Annotated in this window: 16 protein-coding genes; 5 read left to right on the top strand and 11 right to left on the bottom strand. The window is 68.6% G+C overall.

Annotation, left to right across the window (positions count from 1 at the left end):
- Positions 1-126 precede the first annotated feature (126 nt).
- The 5 genes from bioB (at position 127) to AACH32_RS07150 (ending at position 5,049) form a co-directional block, all read left to right on the top strand.
- Positions 127-1,089 (top strand): biotin synthase BioB, encoded by a 963-nt coding sequence (gene bioB, locus AACH32_RS07170; protein ID WP_338606103.1) that lies wholly within the window; start codon positions 127-129, stop codon positions 1,087-1,089.
- A gap of 3 nt (positions 1,090-1,092) precedes the next feature.
- Positions 1,093-2,445, top strand: a complete 1,353-nt coding sequence (gene bioA / locus AACH32_RS07165) for an adenosylmethionine--8-amino-7-oxononanoate transaminase (protein ID WP_338606102.1) — start codon at positions 1,093-1,095, stop codon at positions 2,443-2,445.
- Between the two features lie 2 nt (positions 2,446-2,447).
- Complete coding sequence (gene bioF / locus AACH32_RS07160) at positions 2,448-3,632, top strand: 8-amino-7-oxononanoate synthase (RefSeq protein ID WP_338606101.1); 1,185 nt, start codon at positions 2,448-2,450, stop codon at positions 3,630-3,632.
- Entirely contained in the window at positions 3,629-4,348 is a 720-nt protein-coding gene (gene bioD, locus AACH32_RS07155) for a dethiobiotin synthase (protein WP_338606100.1), read from the top strand. Before bioF ends, bioD begins: the two co-directional genes overlap by 4 nt.
- A gap of 287 nt (positions 4,349-4,635) precedes the next feature.
- The gene (locus tag AACH32_RS07150; RefSeq protein ID WP_338606099.1) at positions 4,636-5,049 is read left to right on the top strand and encodes a hypothetical protein; all 414 of its coding nucleotides are present in this window, start codon (positions 4,636-4,638) and stop codon (positions 5,047-5,049) included.
- 177 nt (positions 5,050-5,226) lie between these two features.
- On the opposite strand, the gene AACH32_RS07145 is transcribed toward AACH32_RS07150, so the two are convergent.
- From AACH32_RS07145 to AACH32_RS07095, 11 genes are all read right to left on the bottom strand, one after another.
- Complete coding sequence (locus AACH32_RS07145; protein WP_338606098.1) at positions 5,227-6,678, bottom strand: TrkH family potassium uptake protein; 1,452 nt, start codon at positions 6,676-6,678, stop codon at positions 5,227-5,229.
- 2 nt (positions 6,679-6,680) lie between these two features.
- On the bottom strand, positions 6,681-8,042 hold the full coding sequence (trkA, locus tag AACH32_RS07140) for a Trk system potassium transporter TrkA (protein ID WP_338606097.1): 1,362 nt from the start codon (positions 8,040-8,042) through the stop codon (positions 6,681-6,683).
- Positions 8,043-8,116: 74 nt separating this feature from the next.
- Positions 8,117-9,292 (bottom strand): glycosyltransferase, encoded by a 1,176-nt coding sequence (locus tag AACH32_RS07135; RefSeq protein WP_338606096.1) that lies wholly within the window; start codon positions 9,290-9,292, stop codon positions 8,117-8,119.
- Complete coding sequence (locus AACH32_RS07130) at positions 9,289-10,380, bottom strand: glycosyltransferase family 4 protein (protein ID WP_338606095.1); 1,092 nt, start codon at positions 10,378-10,380, stop codon at positions 9,289-9,291. Before AACH32_RS07130 ends, AACH32_RS07135 begins: the two co-directional genes overlap by 4 nt.
- Before the next feature lie 41 nt (positions 10,381-10,421).
- Positions 10,422-11,381 (bottom strand): glycosyltransferase family 2 protein, encoded by a 960-nt coding sequence (locus AACH32_RS07125; protein ID WP_338606094.1) that lies wholly within the window; start codon positions 11,379-11,381, stop codon positions 10,422-10,424.
- Positions 11,382-11,930: a metal-dependent hydrolase gene (locus AACH32_RS07120; protein WP_338606093.1), complete on the bottom strand. Its 549-nt coding sequence runs from the start codon at positions 11,928-11,930 to the stop codon at positions 11,382-11,384.
- Between the two features lie 14 nt (positions 11,931-11,944).
- Positions 11,945-12,931, bottom strand: a complete 987-nt coding sequence (locus tag AACH32_RS07115) for an NAD-dependent epimerase/dehydratase family protein (protein WP_338606092.1) — start codon at positions 12,929-12,931, stop codon at positions 11,945-11,947.
- Positions 12,931-13,725: a class I SAM-dependent methyltransferase gene (locus AACH32_RS07110; protein WP_338606091.1), complete on the bottom strand. Its 795-nt coding sequence runs from the start codon at positions 13,723-13,725 to the stop codon at positions 12,931-12,933. Before AACH32_RS07110 ends, AACH32_RS07115 begins: the two co-directional genes overlap by 1 nt.
- Positions 13,722-14,888 (bottom strand): glycosyltransferase family 4 protein, encoded by a 1,167-nt coding sequence (locus AACH32_RS07105; protein WP_338606090.1) that lies wholly within the window; start codon positions 14,886-14,888, stop codon positions 13,722-13,724. The genes AACH32_RS07110 and AACH32_RS07105 overlap by 4 nt, the downstream gene beginning before the upstream one ends.
- Entirely contained in the window at positions 14,885-15,616 is a 732-nt protein-coding gene (locus AACH32_RS07100) for a methyltransferase domain-containing protein (RefSeq protein WP_338606089.1), read from the bottom strand. Before AACH32_RS07100 ends, AACH32_RS07105 begins: the two co-directional genes overlap by 4 nt.
- Complete coding sequence (locus AACH32_RS07095; RefSeq protein ID WP_338606088.1) at positions 15,613-17,199, bottom strand: glycerol-3-phosphate dehydrogenase/oxidase; 1,587 nt, start codon at positions 17,197-17,199, stop codon at positions 15,613-15,615. The genes AACH32_RS07100 and AACH32_RS07095 overlap by 4 nt, the downstream gene beginning before the upstream one ends.
- Positions 17,200-17,252: the final 53 nt, after the last annotated feature.

Genomic DNA, 17,252 nt, shown 5'->3' with positions numbered 1-17,252 from the left:
GCAACCGCTTGATCGCCCTTGCCAACCTCCTATTTGGCTGGTAGATTGTCAACCGTTTATCAAATGAGGTTGACAATCGTGCCTGAAGATATTTCCCAGCAAACAAGCAAAGCAATACGGGAGGTTATGGACGGCGCTCCCCTGGAGCCCTCCCTGGCCGCCGCCTGGCTGCAAACCGACGACCTGGCCGCCCTGGGCCAGATCATGGCCGCCGCCGGCCGCCTGAGGGCCGCGCACGAGGGCGACACGGTGGAGTTCTGCGCCATCGTCAACGCCCGCTCGGGCCACTGTTCGGAAAACTGCGCCTTTTGCGCCCAGAGCGCCCATCACCAGGGGCAGGCCGAGGTGTATCCGCTGATGAGCGCCGAGGAGATGGTGCGCCGGGGACGGGCCGCGGCCCAGGCCGGGGCCCAGCGCTTCGGCATCGTCACCAGCGGCCGGGAATGCCCCCAGGGGGCGGCCCTGGACGAGATCTGCCGGGCCGTGGAGGTGCTTACCAACGAGCAGGTCATCGCCCCCTGCGCCAGCCTGGGGCTCATCGACGAGGCTCGGGCCAGGCGCCTGGCCGACGCCGGGCTGGTGCGCTACCACCACAACCTGGAGGCCGGGCCCAGCTTTTTCCCGCGCATCTGCACCACCCATTCCTTCAAGGACCGGGTGGACACGGTCAAAGCGGCCCAGGCCGCGGGACTGGAGGTGTGCGTGGGCGGCATCGTGGGCCTGGGCGAGACCCCGGAGGAGCGGGTGGAACTGGCCGCGGCGGTGGCCGAGCTGGCCCCCCAGAGCATCCCCCTGAATTTCCTCACCCCCATCCCCGGCACTCCCATGGCCGAGCGCGCGCCGCTCCGGCCGCTGGAGGCCCTGGCCACGGTGGCGGTGTTCAAGCTGCTCAACCCCCAGGCGGTGGTGCGTACCTGCGGCGGCCGCCAGCAAGTGCTGGGCAGCCTGGCCCCCCTGATGTACCTGGCCGGGGCCGGGGGCACCATGATCGGCAACTACCTAACCACCGAAGGCCGCCAGCCCCAAGAGGACATTCACGACCTGGCCGCCCTGGGCCTCAGGCCCGCGGCCAGGCTTTTCAGCGAGTAGGACATGAGCGACACCCAGGAAATCTTGCAGCAGGACTTCGACCACCTCTGGCACCCCTTCACCCAGATGCGGCTCTGGCCCGGCGAGCCGCCCCTGGTCATCGAGCGGGCTGAGGGCAACTACCTGATCGACAGCGAGGGCCGGCGCTACTTCGACGGGGTCAGCTCCCTGTGGGTGACGGTGCACGGGCATAACCACCCGGCCATCAAACGGGCCATCAGCGAGCAGCTGGAGCGCTTGGACCACTCCACCCTGCTGGGCCTGACCCACCCCCTGGCCGCCCGTCTGGCCGCCGAGCTGGCCCGCGTCTGCCCCGGCCAACTCAACAAGGCCTTTTACTCGGAGAGCGGCTCCACTGCGGTGGAGATCGCCCTCAAGATCGCCTACCAGTATTGGCAGCAGAGCGGCCGCCCGGAAAAGAAGACCTTCGTGGCCCTGGGCGAGGCCTACCACGGCGACACCATCGGCGCGGTGAGCGTGGGCGGCATCGAGCTGTTCCACCAGGTCTACGGCCCCCTGCTCTTCCCGGTGCACCGCCTGCCCCAGCCCTTTTGCCGCCGTTGCCCCCTGGGCCTGACCCACCCGGCCTGCGGCCTGGCCTGCGCCGAGGCCCTGGAGCCCATCCTGGCCGAGCACGGCGACGAGATCTGCGGCCTGATCGTGGAGCCCCGGGTGCAGGGCGCGGCGGGCATCATCGTGCAGCCAGAAGGCTACGTGCGCCGTTTGTGGGAGATCTGCCGCAAGCACGACGTGCTTTTCATCGCCGACGAGGTGGCCACCGGCTTTGGCCGCACCGGCAGCCTGTTCTCCTGCGAGCAGGAGGGGGTGGAGCCGGATTTGATGTGCCTGGGCAAGGGCATCACCGGCGGGGTGCTGCCCCTGGCCGCCACCATGGCCACCGACCGGGTGTATGAGGCCTTTTTGGGCGAGTTCGACGAGTTCAAGACCTTTTTCCACGGCCATACCTACACCGGCAACCCCCTGGCCTGCGCCGCCGCCCTGGCCAGCCTGGAGCTGATGGAAAAGAACCAGGTGGTGGCGGGCACCGCCCCGGTCATCGCCCATTTCGCCCAAGGTCTAGCCAAGATCGCGGCCCTGGATCACGTGGTCCAGGTGCGCCGGCACGGGCTCATGGCCGCGGTGGAGCTCAGCGCCGACAAGGCCACGGACACCTCCTACGAGCCGGGGGAGCGCATGGGCCACCGGGTGATCATGGCCGCCCGCAACCACGGAGTGATCATCCGTCCCCTGGGCGACAGCGTGGTGCTCATGCCGCCGCTCAGCAGCACGACCCAGGACATCGACCTGTTGCTGGGCGCCCTGGGCCGGGCCATCGCCGAGGTCACCGAGGCCTGAGCATGGGCGAGCGACCGGTTCTTGAAATTCTTAAAGACCGGGTGGCCGCCAAACAGGCCGTGGGGCTAACCCGCCGCCTGGTTTCGGTGGGCCCCGCCTGCGGCCGCCATGTCACCGTGCGCGGGCGGCGCTGCCTGTTGATGGCCAGCAACGACTACCTGGGCCTGGCCGGGCACCCCCGCCTGGCCGCCGCGGCCCAGGAGGCGGCCGCCGCCTGCGGCACCGGCTCCGGGGCCAGCCGCCTCATCTCCGGCACCCTGGAGTCGCACCTCGAGCTGGAGTGGGCCATCGCCCGCTTCAAGCACGCCCCGGCGGCCCTGTTCTTCCCCACCGGCTACATGACCAACTTGGGGGTGGTGAGCACCCTGGCCGGCGAGGGCGACCTCATCGTCAGCGACGCGCTCAACCACGCCAGCCTAATCGACGCCTGCCGTCTTTCCCGCGCCCAGGTGGCGGTCTTCCCTCATGGCGACGCGGCCCGGGCCGAGGAGCTTTTGGCCCAGGGGCCTGCGGACCGGGTAAAGCTGCTGGTCAGCGACGGGGTGTTTTCCATGGACGGCGAATTGGCCCCGGTGCCGGAGCTGCTGGCCGCGGCCCGGCGGCAAAACGCTCTGTTGGTCATCGACGACGCCCACGCCACCGGGGTGTGGGGGGCCACCGGCCGGGGCACCCTGGAGCATTACGGCCTGGAACCCGAGCCCCAGGTGGTCATGGCCGGCACCTTCAGCAAGGCCCTGGGCGGCCTGGGCGGTTTCGCGGCCGGGGCGCCGGAGGTTATCGAGGCCCTGGTGCACGGAGCCCGTTCCCTGCTCTACTCCACCGCCCCGCCCCCGGCCCAGGCGGCGGTGGCCCTGGCCGGGCTGGAGTTGGTGGACGCCGAGCCCTGGCGGCGGGAGCATCTGTGCGCCCTGAGCGCCCTGCTGCGCCGCCGGTTGGCCGAGGCCGGGCTCACCAGCGTGGGCCGGGCCGGGCCCATCGTGCCGGTACTCACCGGCAGCGCCCAGGCCTCCCTGCAATTGGCCGAGGGCCTCTGGGAGCGGGGAATCTTCGCCCCGGCGGTGCGCCCGCCCACGGTGCCCGAGGGGGCCAGCCGCATCCGGCTGACCGTCACCGCCGCCCACCAGGAATCGGACATTGAGCAGGCGGCCCAGGCCCTGGCGGACGCCGCGCGGGAGGCGGGGCTATGAGTCACAAGGGAGTGGTGGTCGTCGGCACCGACACCGACGCGGGCAAGACCATGGTCTCGGCCGCCCTGGTGGCCGGCCTGCGCCAGGCGGGCGTCCCGGCGGGCTACCTCAAGCCCCTGGCCAGCGAGTGCGCCATGGGCCCCGGCGGGCCGATGAGCCCGGACGTGGCCCTGCTGCACCGCCTGGTGGGGCTCGAGGAGCCGCTGTCCAGCCTGAACCCGGTGTGTTTGCGCGCCCCGCTGTCGCCCCTGGCCGCCGCCCGGGAAGAAGGGGTGGAGCTGTCCCTGGCCGCCTCGGTGGCCGCCTGTAGGGAGTTTTTGGCGGGGCAGGAGTTCGGGGTCATCGAAGGGGTGGGCGGCCTGCTGGTGCCCATCGCGCCGGGCGCCACCTTCCGGGAACTGGCCGTGGAGCTGGGCCTGCCGGTCGTGGTGGCCGCCCGGCCCGGCCTGGGCACCATCAACCACACCCTGCTGACCATCCAGGCCCTGCGCCAGGCAGACCTGAACGTGCTGGGCTTCGTGTTTAGCTTCACCCAACCGGCCGACCCGGGCGACCCCTCCATCAAGGAGAACCACGCCCTGATCCACGAGTACAGCGGCACCCCCTTCATGGGCGCCCTGCCCTACCTGGGCCCGCGTGAACAGATAAGCCGGCTGGCCTTGCACCAGGCGGTGCGGGAGAATCTGGACATGTCGCCGGCGCTGGCGGTGCGCTAAGGCGCGATTTTATTTCCCTTCCCCGGCCAAATGGCTATCATGTCGGCGTGGCCCCTCCCGGGTAAGCGTGAGCTCAGCCTTAGCGCACGCGCGGGCAGTGACCCGGCGTGTCGGCGAACTGCTTAGCCCAACCCACGGCCTGCCCGAAACATGCGAGTCAAGCCAAGCTGTTGGACGACTTTGTTCCTGTTTATGATGTGCGCGCCCGCTACCAGGCCCTTTTCCCTGCCCCGCCGGAACGGGTTTACCCCTTAATTTTGGACCTGGACTGGAGCCAATCACCTTTGGTGCGCTGGTTGGTCTTGCTGCGCGGTTTGGGCAGCGCCAAGATCAAGCTCACCCAGGCCGACCCGCAAAAGCCTGGTTTCACGGTCCTGGGCGAGGAGCCGGGCCGGGAACTGGTGGTGGGCATGGCTGGACGCTTCTGGCTGCCCACGGCCGAGTTGTGCCGGATCGGTCCGGCCGAGTTCATGGAATTCGCCCGCCCCGGTTACGCCAAGATGGCCATGAACTTTCTGGCCGAACCCAGGCCCGGCGGCGCTTGCCTTCTCAGCACCGAAACCAGGGTGCGGTGTCTGGGCCCCCAAGCCCGGCGCTACTTCCGCTTGTACTGGAGTCTCATCGGCCCCTTCAGCGGGTTGATCCGCAAGGAAGCCCTGCGCCTGGTGCGGCGGCAACTGGGGCAATCGCCCCAGGCATAGTTTCCCGCCGCCCGGCGGCAACGACGTATCCCGCCGCCTGGCGCGGCACCGGAGACCCAGCCAGGCGACGGCAGACGAGGCGTCCGCCTAGCGAAGACCGCAGCTGTAGCACGACCTACAGCGGGGTCTGAGCGTCGGCGGCAACGAAGTATCCCGCCGCCTGGCTGGGTCTGCGGCCTAATCTCGCCAGAACTCGGGCAGGAAAAGAATAAGAACGGTATAGACTTCCAGCCGCCCCACGATCATGGCCAGCGACAGCAGCCACTTGCCCAACAGGGGGATCTGAGAGTAGTTGCCCGCCGGGCCCACAGAGCCCAGGCCGGGGCCGATGTTGCCCAGGCAGGCGATGGAGGCGGAGAAGGAGGTGGTCAGGTCCAGGTCCATGGCCGTGAGCAGCAGGGCCACCAGCACGAAGCAGAAGAAGTAGGCCCCCAGAAAGCCCCACACCGAGGCCACGATGCCCCGGTCCAGGGAGTGGTGCTCCAGGCGCACCGGGGCCACCACCCTCGGGTGCACCAGGCGCTTGAGCTCGGCCTGGATCTGTTTGGCCACCACCATCAGGCGCATCACCTTGGGCCCGCCGCCGGTGCTGCCCGCCGAGCCGCCGATGAACATCAGCACCACCAGGGGAGCCACGGCCACCGCGGGCCACAGGCAGTAGTCTGCCGTGGCGAAGCCGGTGGTGGTGAGGATGGTCGCGCTCTGGAAGGCGGCCAGGCGAATGGATTCCCACACGCCGTATTGCGAGATGAAGGCCAAGGCCATGGCGCCCACCAGGGCCGCGCCCAGCCACAGGTACATGTAGGTGCGCCATTCCTCGTTGCGCCACCAGGCGCTCCAGCGGCGCTGCCACATCATCTGGAAATGCAGGGTGAAGTTCATGCCCGCCAGGATCATGAAGATGGTGACGATCACCTCGATGTAGCTGCTGTTGAAGGCGGCGATGGAGGTGTTTTTGGTGGAGAAGCCGCCGGTGGCCATGGTGGCGAAGGCGTGGCAGGTGGCGTCGAACCAATCCATGCCCCCGAGCATCAAAAGGGCCACCTCGGCGGCGGTTATCACCGCGTAGACCTTCCACAGCACGCTGGCCGTGTCGGTGATGCGCGGGGCCAGGCGATCCGGAGTGGGGCTGGGCACCTCGGCCTTGAACAACTGCATGCCGCCCACCCCCACGAAGGGCAGGATGGCCACGGAAAGCACGATGAAGCCCATGCCTCCCAGCCAGTGAGTCAGGGCCCGCCAGAACAAGACCCCCTTGGAGCAGCCTTCCACGTTGGTGAGCACGCTGGCCCCGGTGGTGGTAAAGCCCGACACCGACTCGAACACCGCGTCGCCGAAGCCCGCGAACTCGCCGCTTAAGTAAAACGGCAGCGCGCCCAAGAGCCCGGCCACGGCCCAGGAGATGCCCACGATGGCCATGCCTTGGCGGTGGTTCATCTCCCGGGTGTCCTTGTCGCGGAACAGCCAGAACAGCACCGCGCCCAATACCAGGCTGGCAAAGGCTCCCCCGGCGAAGGCGTGCCAGGTGTTCTCGCCGTAGAGGAGGGCCACCCCCAGGGGCAGGAGCATGAACAGCCCCACGCCCATGCACAAGACCCCCAGCAGAGATAGGACGACGGCCAAGCCCAAGGCTAAAAATACTCCAAACGCACGGTTAAAAGCTTTTCCACCTTCTTGAGCACCTTGCGGGTGACGAAGATGACCAGGCGGTTGCCGGGGTGCACCACGGTGTCGCCGGTGGCGATCTCCACCTCCTCGCCCCGGATGACCGCGGCCACCAGAGAACCCTGGGGCAGTTTGACCTGACTAAGCGGCTTGCCCACCAACTCGCTGGTTTCCTGGGCCTCCACCTCGATGACCTCGGTGTCCTCGTCCTTGAGGGGAGCCACGGCCAAGACCTTGCCCGCCCTCAGGTGGCGCAGGATGGCGCCCACCGCCGCGAAGCGCGGGCTTACCACCAGGTCCAGGCCCAGGGAGCTGACCAGGGGCACGTAGCCCAGGTGGGCCACCCGGGCGATGGTGCGGCGCGCGCCCATCTTGCGCCCCAGCAGGGCGATGAGCACGTTGTCTTCCTCGTCGTCGGTCACCGCCGCGAACACGTCGGCCGCGCCCACGTTTTCCTCTTCCAACAGGCTCAGGTCGGTGCCGTCGCCGTTGAGCACGGTGACGTCCTCCAGCTGATCCACCAAGGCCTCGCAGCGGGCCTCGTTTTTCTCGATGATGCGGATCTTGATGCCCCGCTCGCGGGCCCACTGGGCCACCAGGCGGCCGATGGACCCGCCGCCCACCACCACCAGGTTGCGCACCGGCTGGCTTTGCAGGCCGAAGTGCTCCACCACCAGGTCGATGTTCTCGCCGCGGGTGACCACGTAGGCTAGATCGTCGGAGAGGATCACGTCGTCGCCCCGGGGGATGATGACCTTGCCGGCCCGCTCGATGGCCACCACCAGGTAGCGCGGCCCCCCGGCGATGCGCAGCTCGCTCAGGGGATGGCCCACGTTGGGGCAGGTGGGAGGAATCTTGAGGCCCAGCATCTTGACCATGCCCCCGGCGAAGTCGGCCACGCTGCTGGCCGCCGGCACCGCCAAAAACTGCATGATCTGGGTGGCCACCTCCCGCTCGGGGTTGATCACCGTGTCCACGTCCAGGCTGGCCGCGCCCACCTCTTCGAAAAAGTCCAGGTAGTCGGTGCTGCGGATGCGGGCGATCAGGGTGGCCGCCGGGGCCAGCAGGCGGGCGAAGCGGCAGGCGGCCAGGTTCACCTCATCGCTGTTGGTGACCACCAGCACCAGGTCCGCCTTGTGCACTCCGGCGGTCCGAAGCACCGCCGGGCTGGACCCCTGACCCACCAGGGTCTGCACGTCCATCTGCTCGGATATCTGGCGCACCCGTTCGGGCAGGCTGTCCACCACCACCACCCGGTGGCCTTCGTGGGACAGCCGGAGCGCGGTGTGGAATCCCACCTCGCCGGCGCCGATGATCAGAACCTGCACGGGCTCCTCCCGAAAAAATAACGGCCTAAAAAACTATGGGGCCGCCTATAACAGCGGCCCTCGGGAAAAATCTATCATCGCTCCCCGGCCTGGTCAACGGCCGGGGCGGCCAGGGCCTGGGACAAGTAGGCGCTCATTTGGCGCATGAAAACCTTGGTGTCGAACTGGGCCGCGCGCTCGGCCAGGGCCTGGGGCTCGAAGCGCTCCAGGTCCGCTTCCAGGCGGCTCATGGCCCCCACCAGATCCTCCACCTCCTGCCGGTCAAAAAACACCCCGGTGGGCGGCCGGCCCTGGGCATCGTCCAGGCCCACCACCGTCTCCAGGGCCCCGCCCCGGCCATAGGCCACCACCGGGCGTCCGGCGGCCATGGACTCCAGGGGGGTGATGCCGAAGTCCTCCTCGCCGGGGAACAGGAAGGCCTTGGCCCTAGCGTAGAGGTCGGCCAGGTGCTCGTCGCCGGCCCAGCCCAAAAACTCCACGTTGGGGCCGGCCAGGGACTGAAGCCGGGCCTTCTCCGGACCGGCGCCCACCACCACCAGGCGGCGTCCCAGCCGGTTGCAGGCCTGGATGGCCAGGTCTACCCGCTTGTAGGGCACCAGGGCGCTGACCACCAGGTAGTAGTCTTCCACCCGGGCCACCGGAGCGAAGCGCCCGGAGTCCACCGGGGGGTGGATCACCTGGGCCCGGCGCCCGTAATGGCGCTCGATGCGCCGGGCCACGTGGCGGCTGTTGGCCAGGAAATGGTCCACCCGGCCGCAGGTGGCCACGTCCCAACGCTGCAGGCGGCCGCGCAACAGGGGCATGACGTAGCGGGCCGCCCCGCCCCGTCCGGGGCCGAAGTAGTCGGCGTACATGTCCCAGATGTAGCGCATGGGGGTGTGCAGATAACTGACGTGCACCGAGCCCCGGGGCGGGCGCACCGCCTTGGCCACGCAGTGGCTGGTTGAGACCACCAGGTCGCAGGGCGGCAGCTTGAGCGAGCCCACCGCCGCCGGGAACAGGGGCAGATAGTGGCGGTAGCGCTTGGCCGCCAGGGGCATGCGCTGCAAAAAGGAGGTGCGGATGGTCCGCTGCTCTATGACGCCGCCCACCGAACCGCGCAGGTGCAACAGGGTGTAGAGCGGGGCCGAGGGGAACAGGCGGCACAGGGCCTCCAGCACCTTTTCCCCGCCGCGCATGCCGGTGAGCCAATCGTGCACCAGCACCACCCTGACCCCGCTCAGGGACGGCGGCATGGCCGAGAAATTCATCGCCACCTCGCCGCCACCTTGCGGTAAGTGGCCAGGGTGGTTTTGGCCGTGCGGGCCCAGGAAAACGTGGCCGCCTGCTTGGGCCCGGCCTGGCGCAGGCGCTGGGCCAGGGCCGAATCACCCAGTAAGCTCCGAAGCCCCTCGGCCAGGGACTCGGCGTCCGGCTCCACCAACAGCCCGGCCGAGCCCACCACCTCGGGCAGGGAGGCGCGATCGGCGGCCAACACCGGCGCGCCGCAGGCCAGGGCCTCCAGGGCGGGCAGGCCGAAGCCTTCGTAGAGCGAGGGCACCACCACCGCCCGGGCCAGGCCATAGGCCAGGGCCAAGTCGGCGTCGTCCAGGGAGGGCAGCAGCACCAGCTCGTCGCTGGGCTTGGCCCAGACGGCCTCGCCCGGCCCCACCCCCACCACCACCAAGGGCGGCACCTCCACCCCTCCCGGGGGGTTGCGCCGCAACTGTTGATGGGCCTGGACCAGGGCGCCCAGGTTCTTGTGGGGCTTGGGGTTGCCCACTCCCAGGATGTAGCGGGCGGGCAGACCGGCGGGCGGGGCGGCCCCCTTGGCCGGCGGCCGGAAGGCCGGGCTCGCCGCGTTGGGAGTGATGACTATCTTGCCCTCGGGCACCCCCATCAGGTCGATGAGGTCCTGCTTGGAGTGGGCGCTGGGGGTGAACACCGCTCCGGCCCGCTTGGCCGCCGGGGCCACCACCCACAAATAGAACAGGCGGTGACGCAGGCCGTGGTCCTTGGGAAAGCGCAGGTGGATCAGGTCGTGGATGGTGAAGACCATGGGGCCGTTGTAGCGGGCGGGCGGAGCGTAAAAGGGGCAGTGGTAAATGTCGGGCTTCAGGCCGCCCAGGATGCGCGGCAGGTTCATCTGGCTGCCCAGGCCGTAGGGGGCCAGGTTGGCGGCGATGGCCACCACCCGCGGGTCCGCGGGCAGCAGACGGGCGTGCTCGGGCTTGCGCACCAGGGCGCCCACCCCCAACTCGGGCTCCGCGTCCAGCAGGGCCCTTAGCAGCTCCAGGGCATAGCGGGCCATGCCGTGCATCTGGCCGGTCAACAGCCTGAGATCGTAGATGAGTTTCAAGGCGCGGTCCTCGCGGGGAGCCCGGGGCTCCCCTGGGAAGATCAGTCCCGCCGGTTCGGCGTGTAGTTAATCCTCTGGCGTACGGCGTAGATGGGCTTGGCCTGGGCCTCGTAATAGGTGCGCACCTGCATCTCGCCCAACAGGCCGATGCAGATGAGCTGCACACCGATGAACAACAGCAGGATCGCCAGGAATAAGCCGGGCTTGCCCCACAGGGGCACCCCGGCGAAGAACTTCAGGCAGGTGTAGTAGAGTCCCATGACAAAGCCCGCCCCAAAGGCGATAAGCCCCCACAGCCCGAAAATCTGGATGGGCCGGGTGGAGTAGGACAACAGGAACTTGACGGTGATCAGGTCCAAGAGCACCCGGGGGGTGCGGCCGATGCCGTACTTGCTTTTGCCCGCCTTGCGGGCCCGGTGGTTCACCTTCACCTCGGCGATGTTCACCCCCATGAGCGAGGCGATGGCCGGGATGAAGCGGTGCAGCTCGCCGTAGAGGCGTACGTTCTGGATCACCTCGGCCCGGAAGGCCTTGAGGGTGCAGCCGTAGTCGTGCAGCTTCACCTTGGTGATAAGGCTGATGAGCCCGTTGGCCATTTTGGAGGGCAGCTTGCGCGAGAGGAACTTGTCCTGGCGGTTGAAGCGCCAGCCCGCCGCGATGTCGTATCCCTCGGCCAGCTTGGTCAGCAGCTTGGGGATGTCGCGGGGGTCGTTTTGCAGATCCCCGTCCATGGTCACGATGACCTTGCCCTGGGCATGGTCGAAGCCCGCGCTCATGGCCGCCGTCTGGCCGAAGTTCTTGCGCAGGCGCACCACCACGTCGCGGGGCTGGGACTGGGCCAAGCGGGCCAGGATGGCGAAGCTGTCGTCCCGGGAGCCGTCGTCCACGTAGATCACCTCATAGTCCAGCTCCAGGGGCTCCAGGGCCTCTTGCAATTCCTGGTGCAGGGCCTCCAGGTTGGCGCTCTCGTTGAATATCGGTACGACGACTGACAGGTCCACTTAGTTTCGTCCTTCGCTTTGGCGGCGCTTGATCTTCCGCCACAGCAGGGCCGCCAACATGGGGGGCCCCAGCAACAGGGTTTCCCAGGCCACGGTCATCAGGTCGTGTCTTACGATGGCCCAGGTGAGCGCGTGGCGCTTAACATCAGGAAATATAGCATGATGGGCCAGCATATACTCCTGGGAAAAGGGCCAGAGCAAGGGTATCCCAAAGGGGGGCCTGGTGTCCACGTTGAGATAGTCCAGCAGGATGTGGCTGGCATAGGCGGCCAGGGCCCCCAGGGCCAGCCAGCCGCCCCCCGGCCGGCGCCGGAACCACAGCCAGGCCAACAGCCCCGCCGCCACCGCGGCCACGATCGAGTGGCTCACCCCCCGGTGCCAGCCCGTTCCGTCGCCCAAAATGAGGCCGGGCAGAAAGTCCACGTCGGCCAGCACCCCGAAGCCCGCGAAGAACACCAGATCCTTGACCGGTCCCAGGATGGTGCGCCCGCCGCTGGCCGCGGTCCCGGCGGCCATACCGGCCAGGGCGTGGCCCAGGGGGGTGGGCATGGCCTAGCTCGCCCTCATTGGAGGTAGCCCATCTCCTGGTACCACTTGTAGGTGTTGGCGAGGCCCTCGTCGATGCCCACCTTGGGGGCGTAGCCCAGCTCGGCCTTGGCCTTGTCGATCTTGAAGGCCCGGTTCTGGCGGTACCAGTCCACCCGGCGGGGGAAGATGGGCGGGGTGATCCCAAAGGGCTTGCACACCTTCTCGAACACGTGCCCGGCGGCCACCAGGGGCCACACCGGGTAGTGGGGTATCTTCACCGGCTTGTTCATGGCCTTGGCCACCCGCTTGACCAGCTCTTCGATGGGATAGAAGTGCTCGTCGGCGATGAGGTAGGCCTCACCCAGGCCCTTGTCCTCCTCCTGGGCCAGGAGGAAGGCGTCCACCAGGTTGTCGATGTACAGCGGGTGGTACAAGGTCTTGCCCGAGCCGAACATGGGGAACACCCCTTTGGCCACCCGGCGGTAGATCATGAAGAAGCGCTCCGGGTCGCCGGGGCCGTAGATGGCCGCGGGCCGGAGGATGGTGGTCTTCATGCCCTGGGCGAAAAACTCCCGGGCCACCACCTCGCCGTTGTACTTGGTCTGCTGGTAGTAGTCGGCCGGCTGGATGGGCGCGTCCTCGCCCCCGGGGGGATTGTCCACGTTGCCGTGCACCCCGCAGGTGGAGCAATAGACCACCTTGCGCACCCCGTGGCGCACCGCCGCCTCGAAGACGTTGCGGGTGCCGCCGGTGTTCACCTCGTCGTAAAAGCTCTCGGGCACGTTGAGCTCGCGGAAGGCGGCGGCCAGGTGGTGGACCATCTCCACCCCCTGCATGGCCCGCTCCACCAGGTCCTTGTCGGTCACCGAGCCGATGTGCACCTCGGCTCCGGCCTCCCGGAGGTTCTGGGGGATGAGGCCTTCCTTGTAGTCCAGGGCCACCACTTCGTGCCCCAGGGAGATGAGCCTTTTAACCATGGCCGAACCGGTAAAGCCGGTGCCGCCGGTCACCAAAATCTTCATTAATCACTCCCGCGCGTCGCCTGCACGATCAGGCGATATCCCTTGAAAAAAGGCAAAAGCCCATCCAGGGCGGTCCAGGCCCGCATGGCCGGATACAGGGCCTTCATGGCTCCCGCGCCGCCTTTTTGCCAGTCGGCCTGGGTCACCACCGTGCCCTTGGCCGTGGAGCCCCCCTCGCCCTGGCCGCGTTTTTTGATGACATACCCAAAATTGAGCGCCGTGTCCAACAGCTCGGAGAAAGTCTTGCAATAGGTGCGCGCCGCCGTGACCTCAAACCAGGGCTTAAGCAGGGCCGCCAGGCTATCTTCCCGGTAGCCGGGGCGCAGATGGCCGTGCCACTGGTCGGTGAGGCCGATGGCGTGGCGCAGGGGCCAAACCAGCGACCAGCGGGGCTCGCGGGGCACGTTGACGATGAGCCGCCCGCCGGGTTTGAGGATGCGTCCCAGTTCGGCCGCGAATCCCCGGTCGTCTGGTATGTGCTCCAAGAAATCCACCACCACCACCAGATCGAACTCCCGATCCGCGAAGGGGGTGGGGCCGCCGTCGATCCGCTCCACCCGGCCGCCCACCAGGGAGCGGATGCTGGCCACCGCCTCGGGGGCCAGGTCCGCGCTGGACCAGTCGCCGCCGCCCCGGCGCAAGAGCAGACTCACCACCCCGTTGTCCGCCCCGATGTCCAGGCAGCGCTTGCCGGCGGTGTCGCCCAGCAGGGACTGGATGCCCGCGAACTTCTGCTGCTTGAGCACCGAGCGTTGGTACAGCTCCAGGGCCCAGCCTGCCTGCTCCCCGCTCAACGGCGCTCCCCGCGCCCCAGGGCCTCTTGCACGCCATGGTAGAAGTCGCTCAGCTTGCGGCGGTAGGCCTCCAGGCTGTATTGGCTGTCCACGCGCTCCTTGGCCGCCAGGGCCAGAGTTTGGCCCTGCTCGGGGTGTTCCAGAAGCTGGTTGAAACCCCGGGACATGGCCTCGGCGTTGGGCTCCACCAACAGGCTGATGCCGTCGTCCAGCACCTGGGTGTGGGTGGGCAGGCGGGTGGCCACCAGGGGGCGGCCCGAGTCCAGGTAGGAGTAGATCTTCATGGGGGTGTTTTCCCCCTGGATGCGCGGGCTCACCAGGATGTCGGCCTGCTCCAGGAAGTAGGCCAGTTGGGACTGCGGGCGCGGCCCCAAAAAGTGGGTCAGGCCCGACAGGTTCAGGGCAAAGGCCTCGCGCCGATATTTGGATATGTCCTTGCCGGCGCCCCCGATGACCACCAGGTGGGCCTGGGGGTGCTTTTCCGCGGTGAGGGCGAAGGCCTCCAGCAGCAGGTCAATGCCCTGGTAGGATTCCAGGTTGCCCACGTACATGATCACCGGACCGTCCAGGTCCAAACGTTCGCCGGGAGGTTCGCCGCACTGATCCAAAAGGCTCACGTCTTCCAGGCGGCACACCGGCACCTCGGGGTCGTGGGCCTGGGCCACCTCCACCAGGGACTGGCACACCGCCACCACCCCGGCGCTTCGGCGCACCGCCGCGGCCTCCCAGAGGGCCCACAACCGGGCCAGGCTCTTGGCCATGGGCAGCTTGTCGGCGATCTGGCCGGACATGCACGAATCCATGTCGTAGATATAGGGCAGATCGTAGAGCTTGCGCAGGCGCAGGGCCATGAAGGCCCCCTCTTCCACCGCGTGCACCAGATCGAAGCGCCCGCTGCGGGCCAGGCGTTTGGCTTCTTGCCACATATATAGATCGCAAACCACCTTTTGCCAGGAGGGGCCGGGCGGCACGTCGCGCACCCAGGACGGCGGGGCGATGCGGTGGATCGTCACCCCCTCCATCTCAATATCTTCGCCCTCGTGGTAGCAAAGCATCTCCACCTGGTGGCCCTTGGCGGCCAGTTCGGTGGCCAACAGGCGCACCGCGATGGGGGTGCCCCGTTCCTGGAAAAAGGGGTGCGGCGCCAGCAGCAGAATTTTCATGACAGGCGCTCCATTCTGATAATCACCGGCGAGCCCAACAGGGCGGTGAGCCCCAGGGCGCGGGGCAGGCCTTCGGCCGCCTTGGTGAAGCCGCCCGAGCCCAGGGCCCGGTGCAGCGCCATGGGCCAGAAGTGCTGCCTCCGCCGTACGGGTTTGCCGAATCCCTGGGCCGCGAACAACTCCTCCACCTCGGAGTCCCAAAAGCTCACAAAGGGCCGGGTGTGCTGGTTGTCGTCCAGGGACTCTTTGGCCTTGAACAACGAGTCGGCCACCAGGTTGAAGCTCTGTTTGGCCGGGTAGTCCACCACCACCGCCCGCTTGGCCAGGCGGCAGAGCTGGGCCACGTAGCCCGCCGGATCGGCCACGTGGGTGAGCATGCGGAAGCTGAGCACCAGGTCGAAGCTCTTGTCCGGCCAGGGCATATTCATCAGGTCCACGGCCTGAAACGCATAGGAGCCCCGGGGCAGCAAGCCCTCCAGGCGTTGGTTGCAGGCCTCGCTGCTGCCGGCCACGGTGACCTGGTAGCCGGCCCGGACCAGGGGCCCGGCCAGTTGGGCGTGTCCCCCGCCCACGTCCAAGACCTTGCCCTTGGGCCAGGGGGCGAGCAGCTCCAGGGTGCGCGCGGTCTGCACCTGCAGGAAGTAGTCCCCCACCGCCCCGCTGAAGCGCCGCGCGTATTCCTGGCTGGCGGTGACCAGGTCGCAGTCTTCGCGCCGAGCGGGGCTCATGCCAGGCCCTCCAGGATCTCGTAGGGCCGCAGGGCCGCTTGGCTTTCAGCCTCTTGGCGGGCCTGGTCCCAGCCCAGGCGGGGGGCCATGATGGCCAGCGCGGCGGCCAGGGCGGCCTCGGAGGGGCGGCCCGTCTTGCCCAGCACGGTGCGCCGGAGGCTCACGTCGGCCAGGCTCTGGGCCATCTCCGCCTCCAGGGCCTGCACCACCTCGCAGCCCAGCACCGGGGTGTCCGGGGCCAGGGGCTCCAGCAGGGAAGCGTCGTCCTGGGCCCAGGCGGCCACCTCCCCGGCCTTGCTGCCGTATTGGGCCCGCAGATGGGCCGCGGCCTCGGGGCGCAACCCGGCGGACAGTTGGGCAGGCTCAGTCTCGCCGCCCCACACCGGGGCCAAGGGCAGCTCCGGGGCCTCGCGTCCCAGTTGAGCGCAGGCCCGCACCACCGCCTCGGCGGCCACCGCCCGGGCGGTGGTGTACTTGGCCCCGCTCACCGCGATCAGGCCGGGCCGCTCGGCCAGGCGGCGCTTGCTGGCCAGGCCGCCGCCCACCGGAGACTGGCCCGGACGTTCCAGGGGCACCCGGCCCCAGTGGTAGGCGGCGATATCGCCGGGAGTGAGCTCCAGCTCGGGGCAGGCCGCGTTGAACTCGGCCAGCAGGGCCAGCAACTCCGCGTGGCCGGGTCCGGCGGGCGCGGCCCCCTGGGGCCAAATCCGGTAGGCGGTGCCCAATATGGTGTGGCCGCGCCAGGGCACCATGAACAAAAAGCGGCGCCCCCCACACACTGGATCGTCCGCCTTGCCGGTGAGCGAGCGCAAACCCACCGCCGCGTCGCTATAAGAACGGCGCACCACCAGGTTCAGGGCCGAGGCCAAGGCCGGGGGCTGCTCGGCCTGCCCGGCCAGCTCCATGGTCCAGGGCCCGGAGGTGACGAGCGTCGCCTTGCCCCGCACCTCAAGCTCGCCGCCGCCCAGTTCGTCCACGGCCCGCACCCCCACTACGCGGCCGTTTTCCTGCAGCAGGCCCGTAACCCGCGTGTAGTTGGCCGCCCGGCCGCCCAACTCGCCGGCGGCCAGGAGATAGCCCAGGCCCAGGCGCTCGGAGTCGTGCACCAGGCCATCGTGCCACAGCACCCCCCCGCTGCAGCCCGGCGGGGGGCACAGGGCGAAGTGGCGGGACAACTCGGACTTGCTCACCAGCTTGCCGCGCAGTTTTTCGTGCCCGGTCAGGTAGTTGTATAGGGCCAGCGCCACGGCGAAGGCGGGGCGGCCCTGCTTGCCCAAGCCCTTGGTGGCCACCAGACAAGGCAAGGGGCTGACCAGGTGGGGGGCGATGAGCATCAGAGCCACCAACTCGGCGGCGGACAGGCGCACCCTGGCCAGGTCCATGGACTGCAGGTAGCGGAAACCGCCGTGGATCACCTTGAGGCTGTTGGCGCTGGTGGCCCCGCCGAAGTCGTCGGCCTCCAGCAGAACCGCCTTGAGGCCACGGCGCGAGGCCTCCCACAGGGCCGCCGCGCCATAGATGCCGCCGCCCGCTATTACCAGGTCCCAGGACTCTTGACCCAAGCTGTTGATCTCGCGTTGCATGACTCGGAATTATATAGAGGTGGCGGGGCGTTGGCAATGCGACCGCCGTTTCG

The organism is Desulfoferula mesophila (assembly GCF_037076455.1).
Classification (GTDB): Bacteria; Desulfobacterota; Desulfarculia; order Desulfarculales; family Desulfarculaceae; genus Desulfoferula; species Desulfoferula mesophila.
This window is presented reverse-complemented; position numbering and strand designations above follow the sequence as displayed.

Excerpts from the sequence above, each read along its gene's own strand:
- bioB (WP_338606103.1), top strand. The coding sequence starts at position 127 with ATGGACGGCGCTCCCCTGGAGCCCTCCCTGGCCGCCGCCTGGCTGCAA.
- bioA (WP_338606102.1), top strand. The coding sequence starts at position 1,093 with ATGAGCGACACCCAGGAAATCTTGCAGCAGGACTTCGACCACCTCTGG.
- bioF (WP_338606101.1), top strand. The coding sequence starts at position 2,448 with ATGGGCGAGCGACCGGTTCTTGAAATTCTTAAAGACCGGGTGGCCGCC.
- bioD (WP_338606100.1), top strand. The coding sequence starts at position 3,629 with ATGAGTCACAAGGGAGTGGTGGTCGTCGGCACCGACACCGACGCGGGC.
- AACH32_RS07135 (WP_338606096.1), bottom strand. The coding sequence starts at position 9,292 with ATGAATTTCTCGGCCATGCCGCCGTCCCTGAGCGGGGTCAGGGTGGTG.
- AACH32_RS07120 (WP_338606093.1), bottom strand. The coding sequence starts at position 11,930 with ATGCCCACCCCCCTGGGCCACGCCCTGGCCGGTATGGCCGCCGGGACC.
- AACH32_RS07115 (WP_338606092.1), bottom strand. The coding sequence starts at position 12,931 with ATGAAGATTTTGGTGACCGGCGGCACCGGCTTTACCGGTTCGGCCATG.
- AACH32_RS07105 (WP_338606090.1), bottom strand. The coding sequence starts at position 14,888 with ATGAAAATTCTGCTGCTGGCGCCGCACCCCTTTTTCCAGGAACGGGGC.
- AACH32_RS07100 (WP_338606089.1), bottom strand. The coding sequence starts at position 15,616 with ATGAGCCCCGCTCGGCGCGAAGACTGCGACCTGGTCACCGCCAGCCAG.
- AACH32_RS07095 (WP_338606088.1), bottom strand. The coding sequence starts at position 17,199 with ATGCAACGCGAGATCAACAGCTTGGGTCAAGAGTCCTGGGACCTGGTA.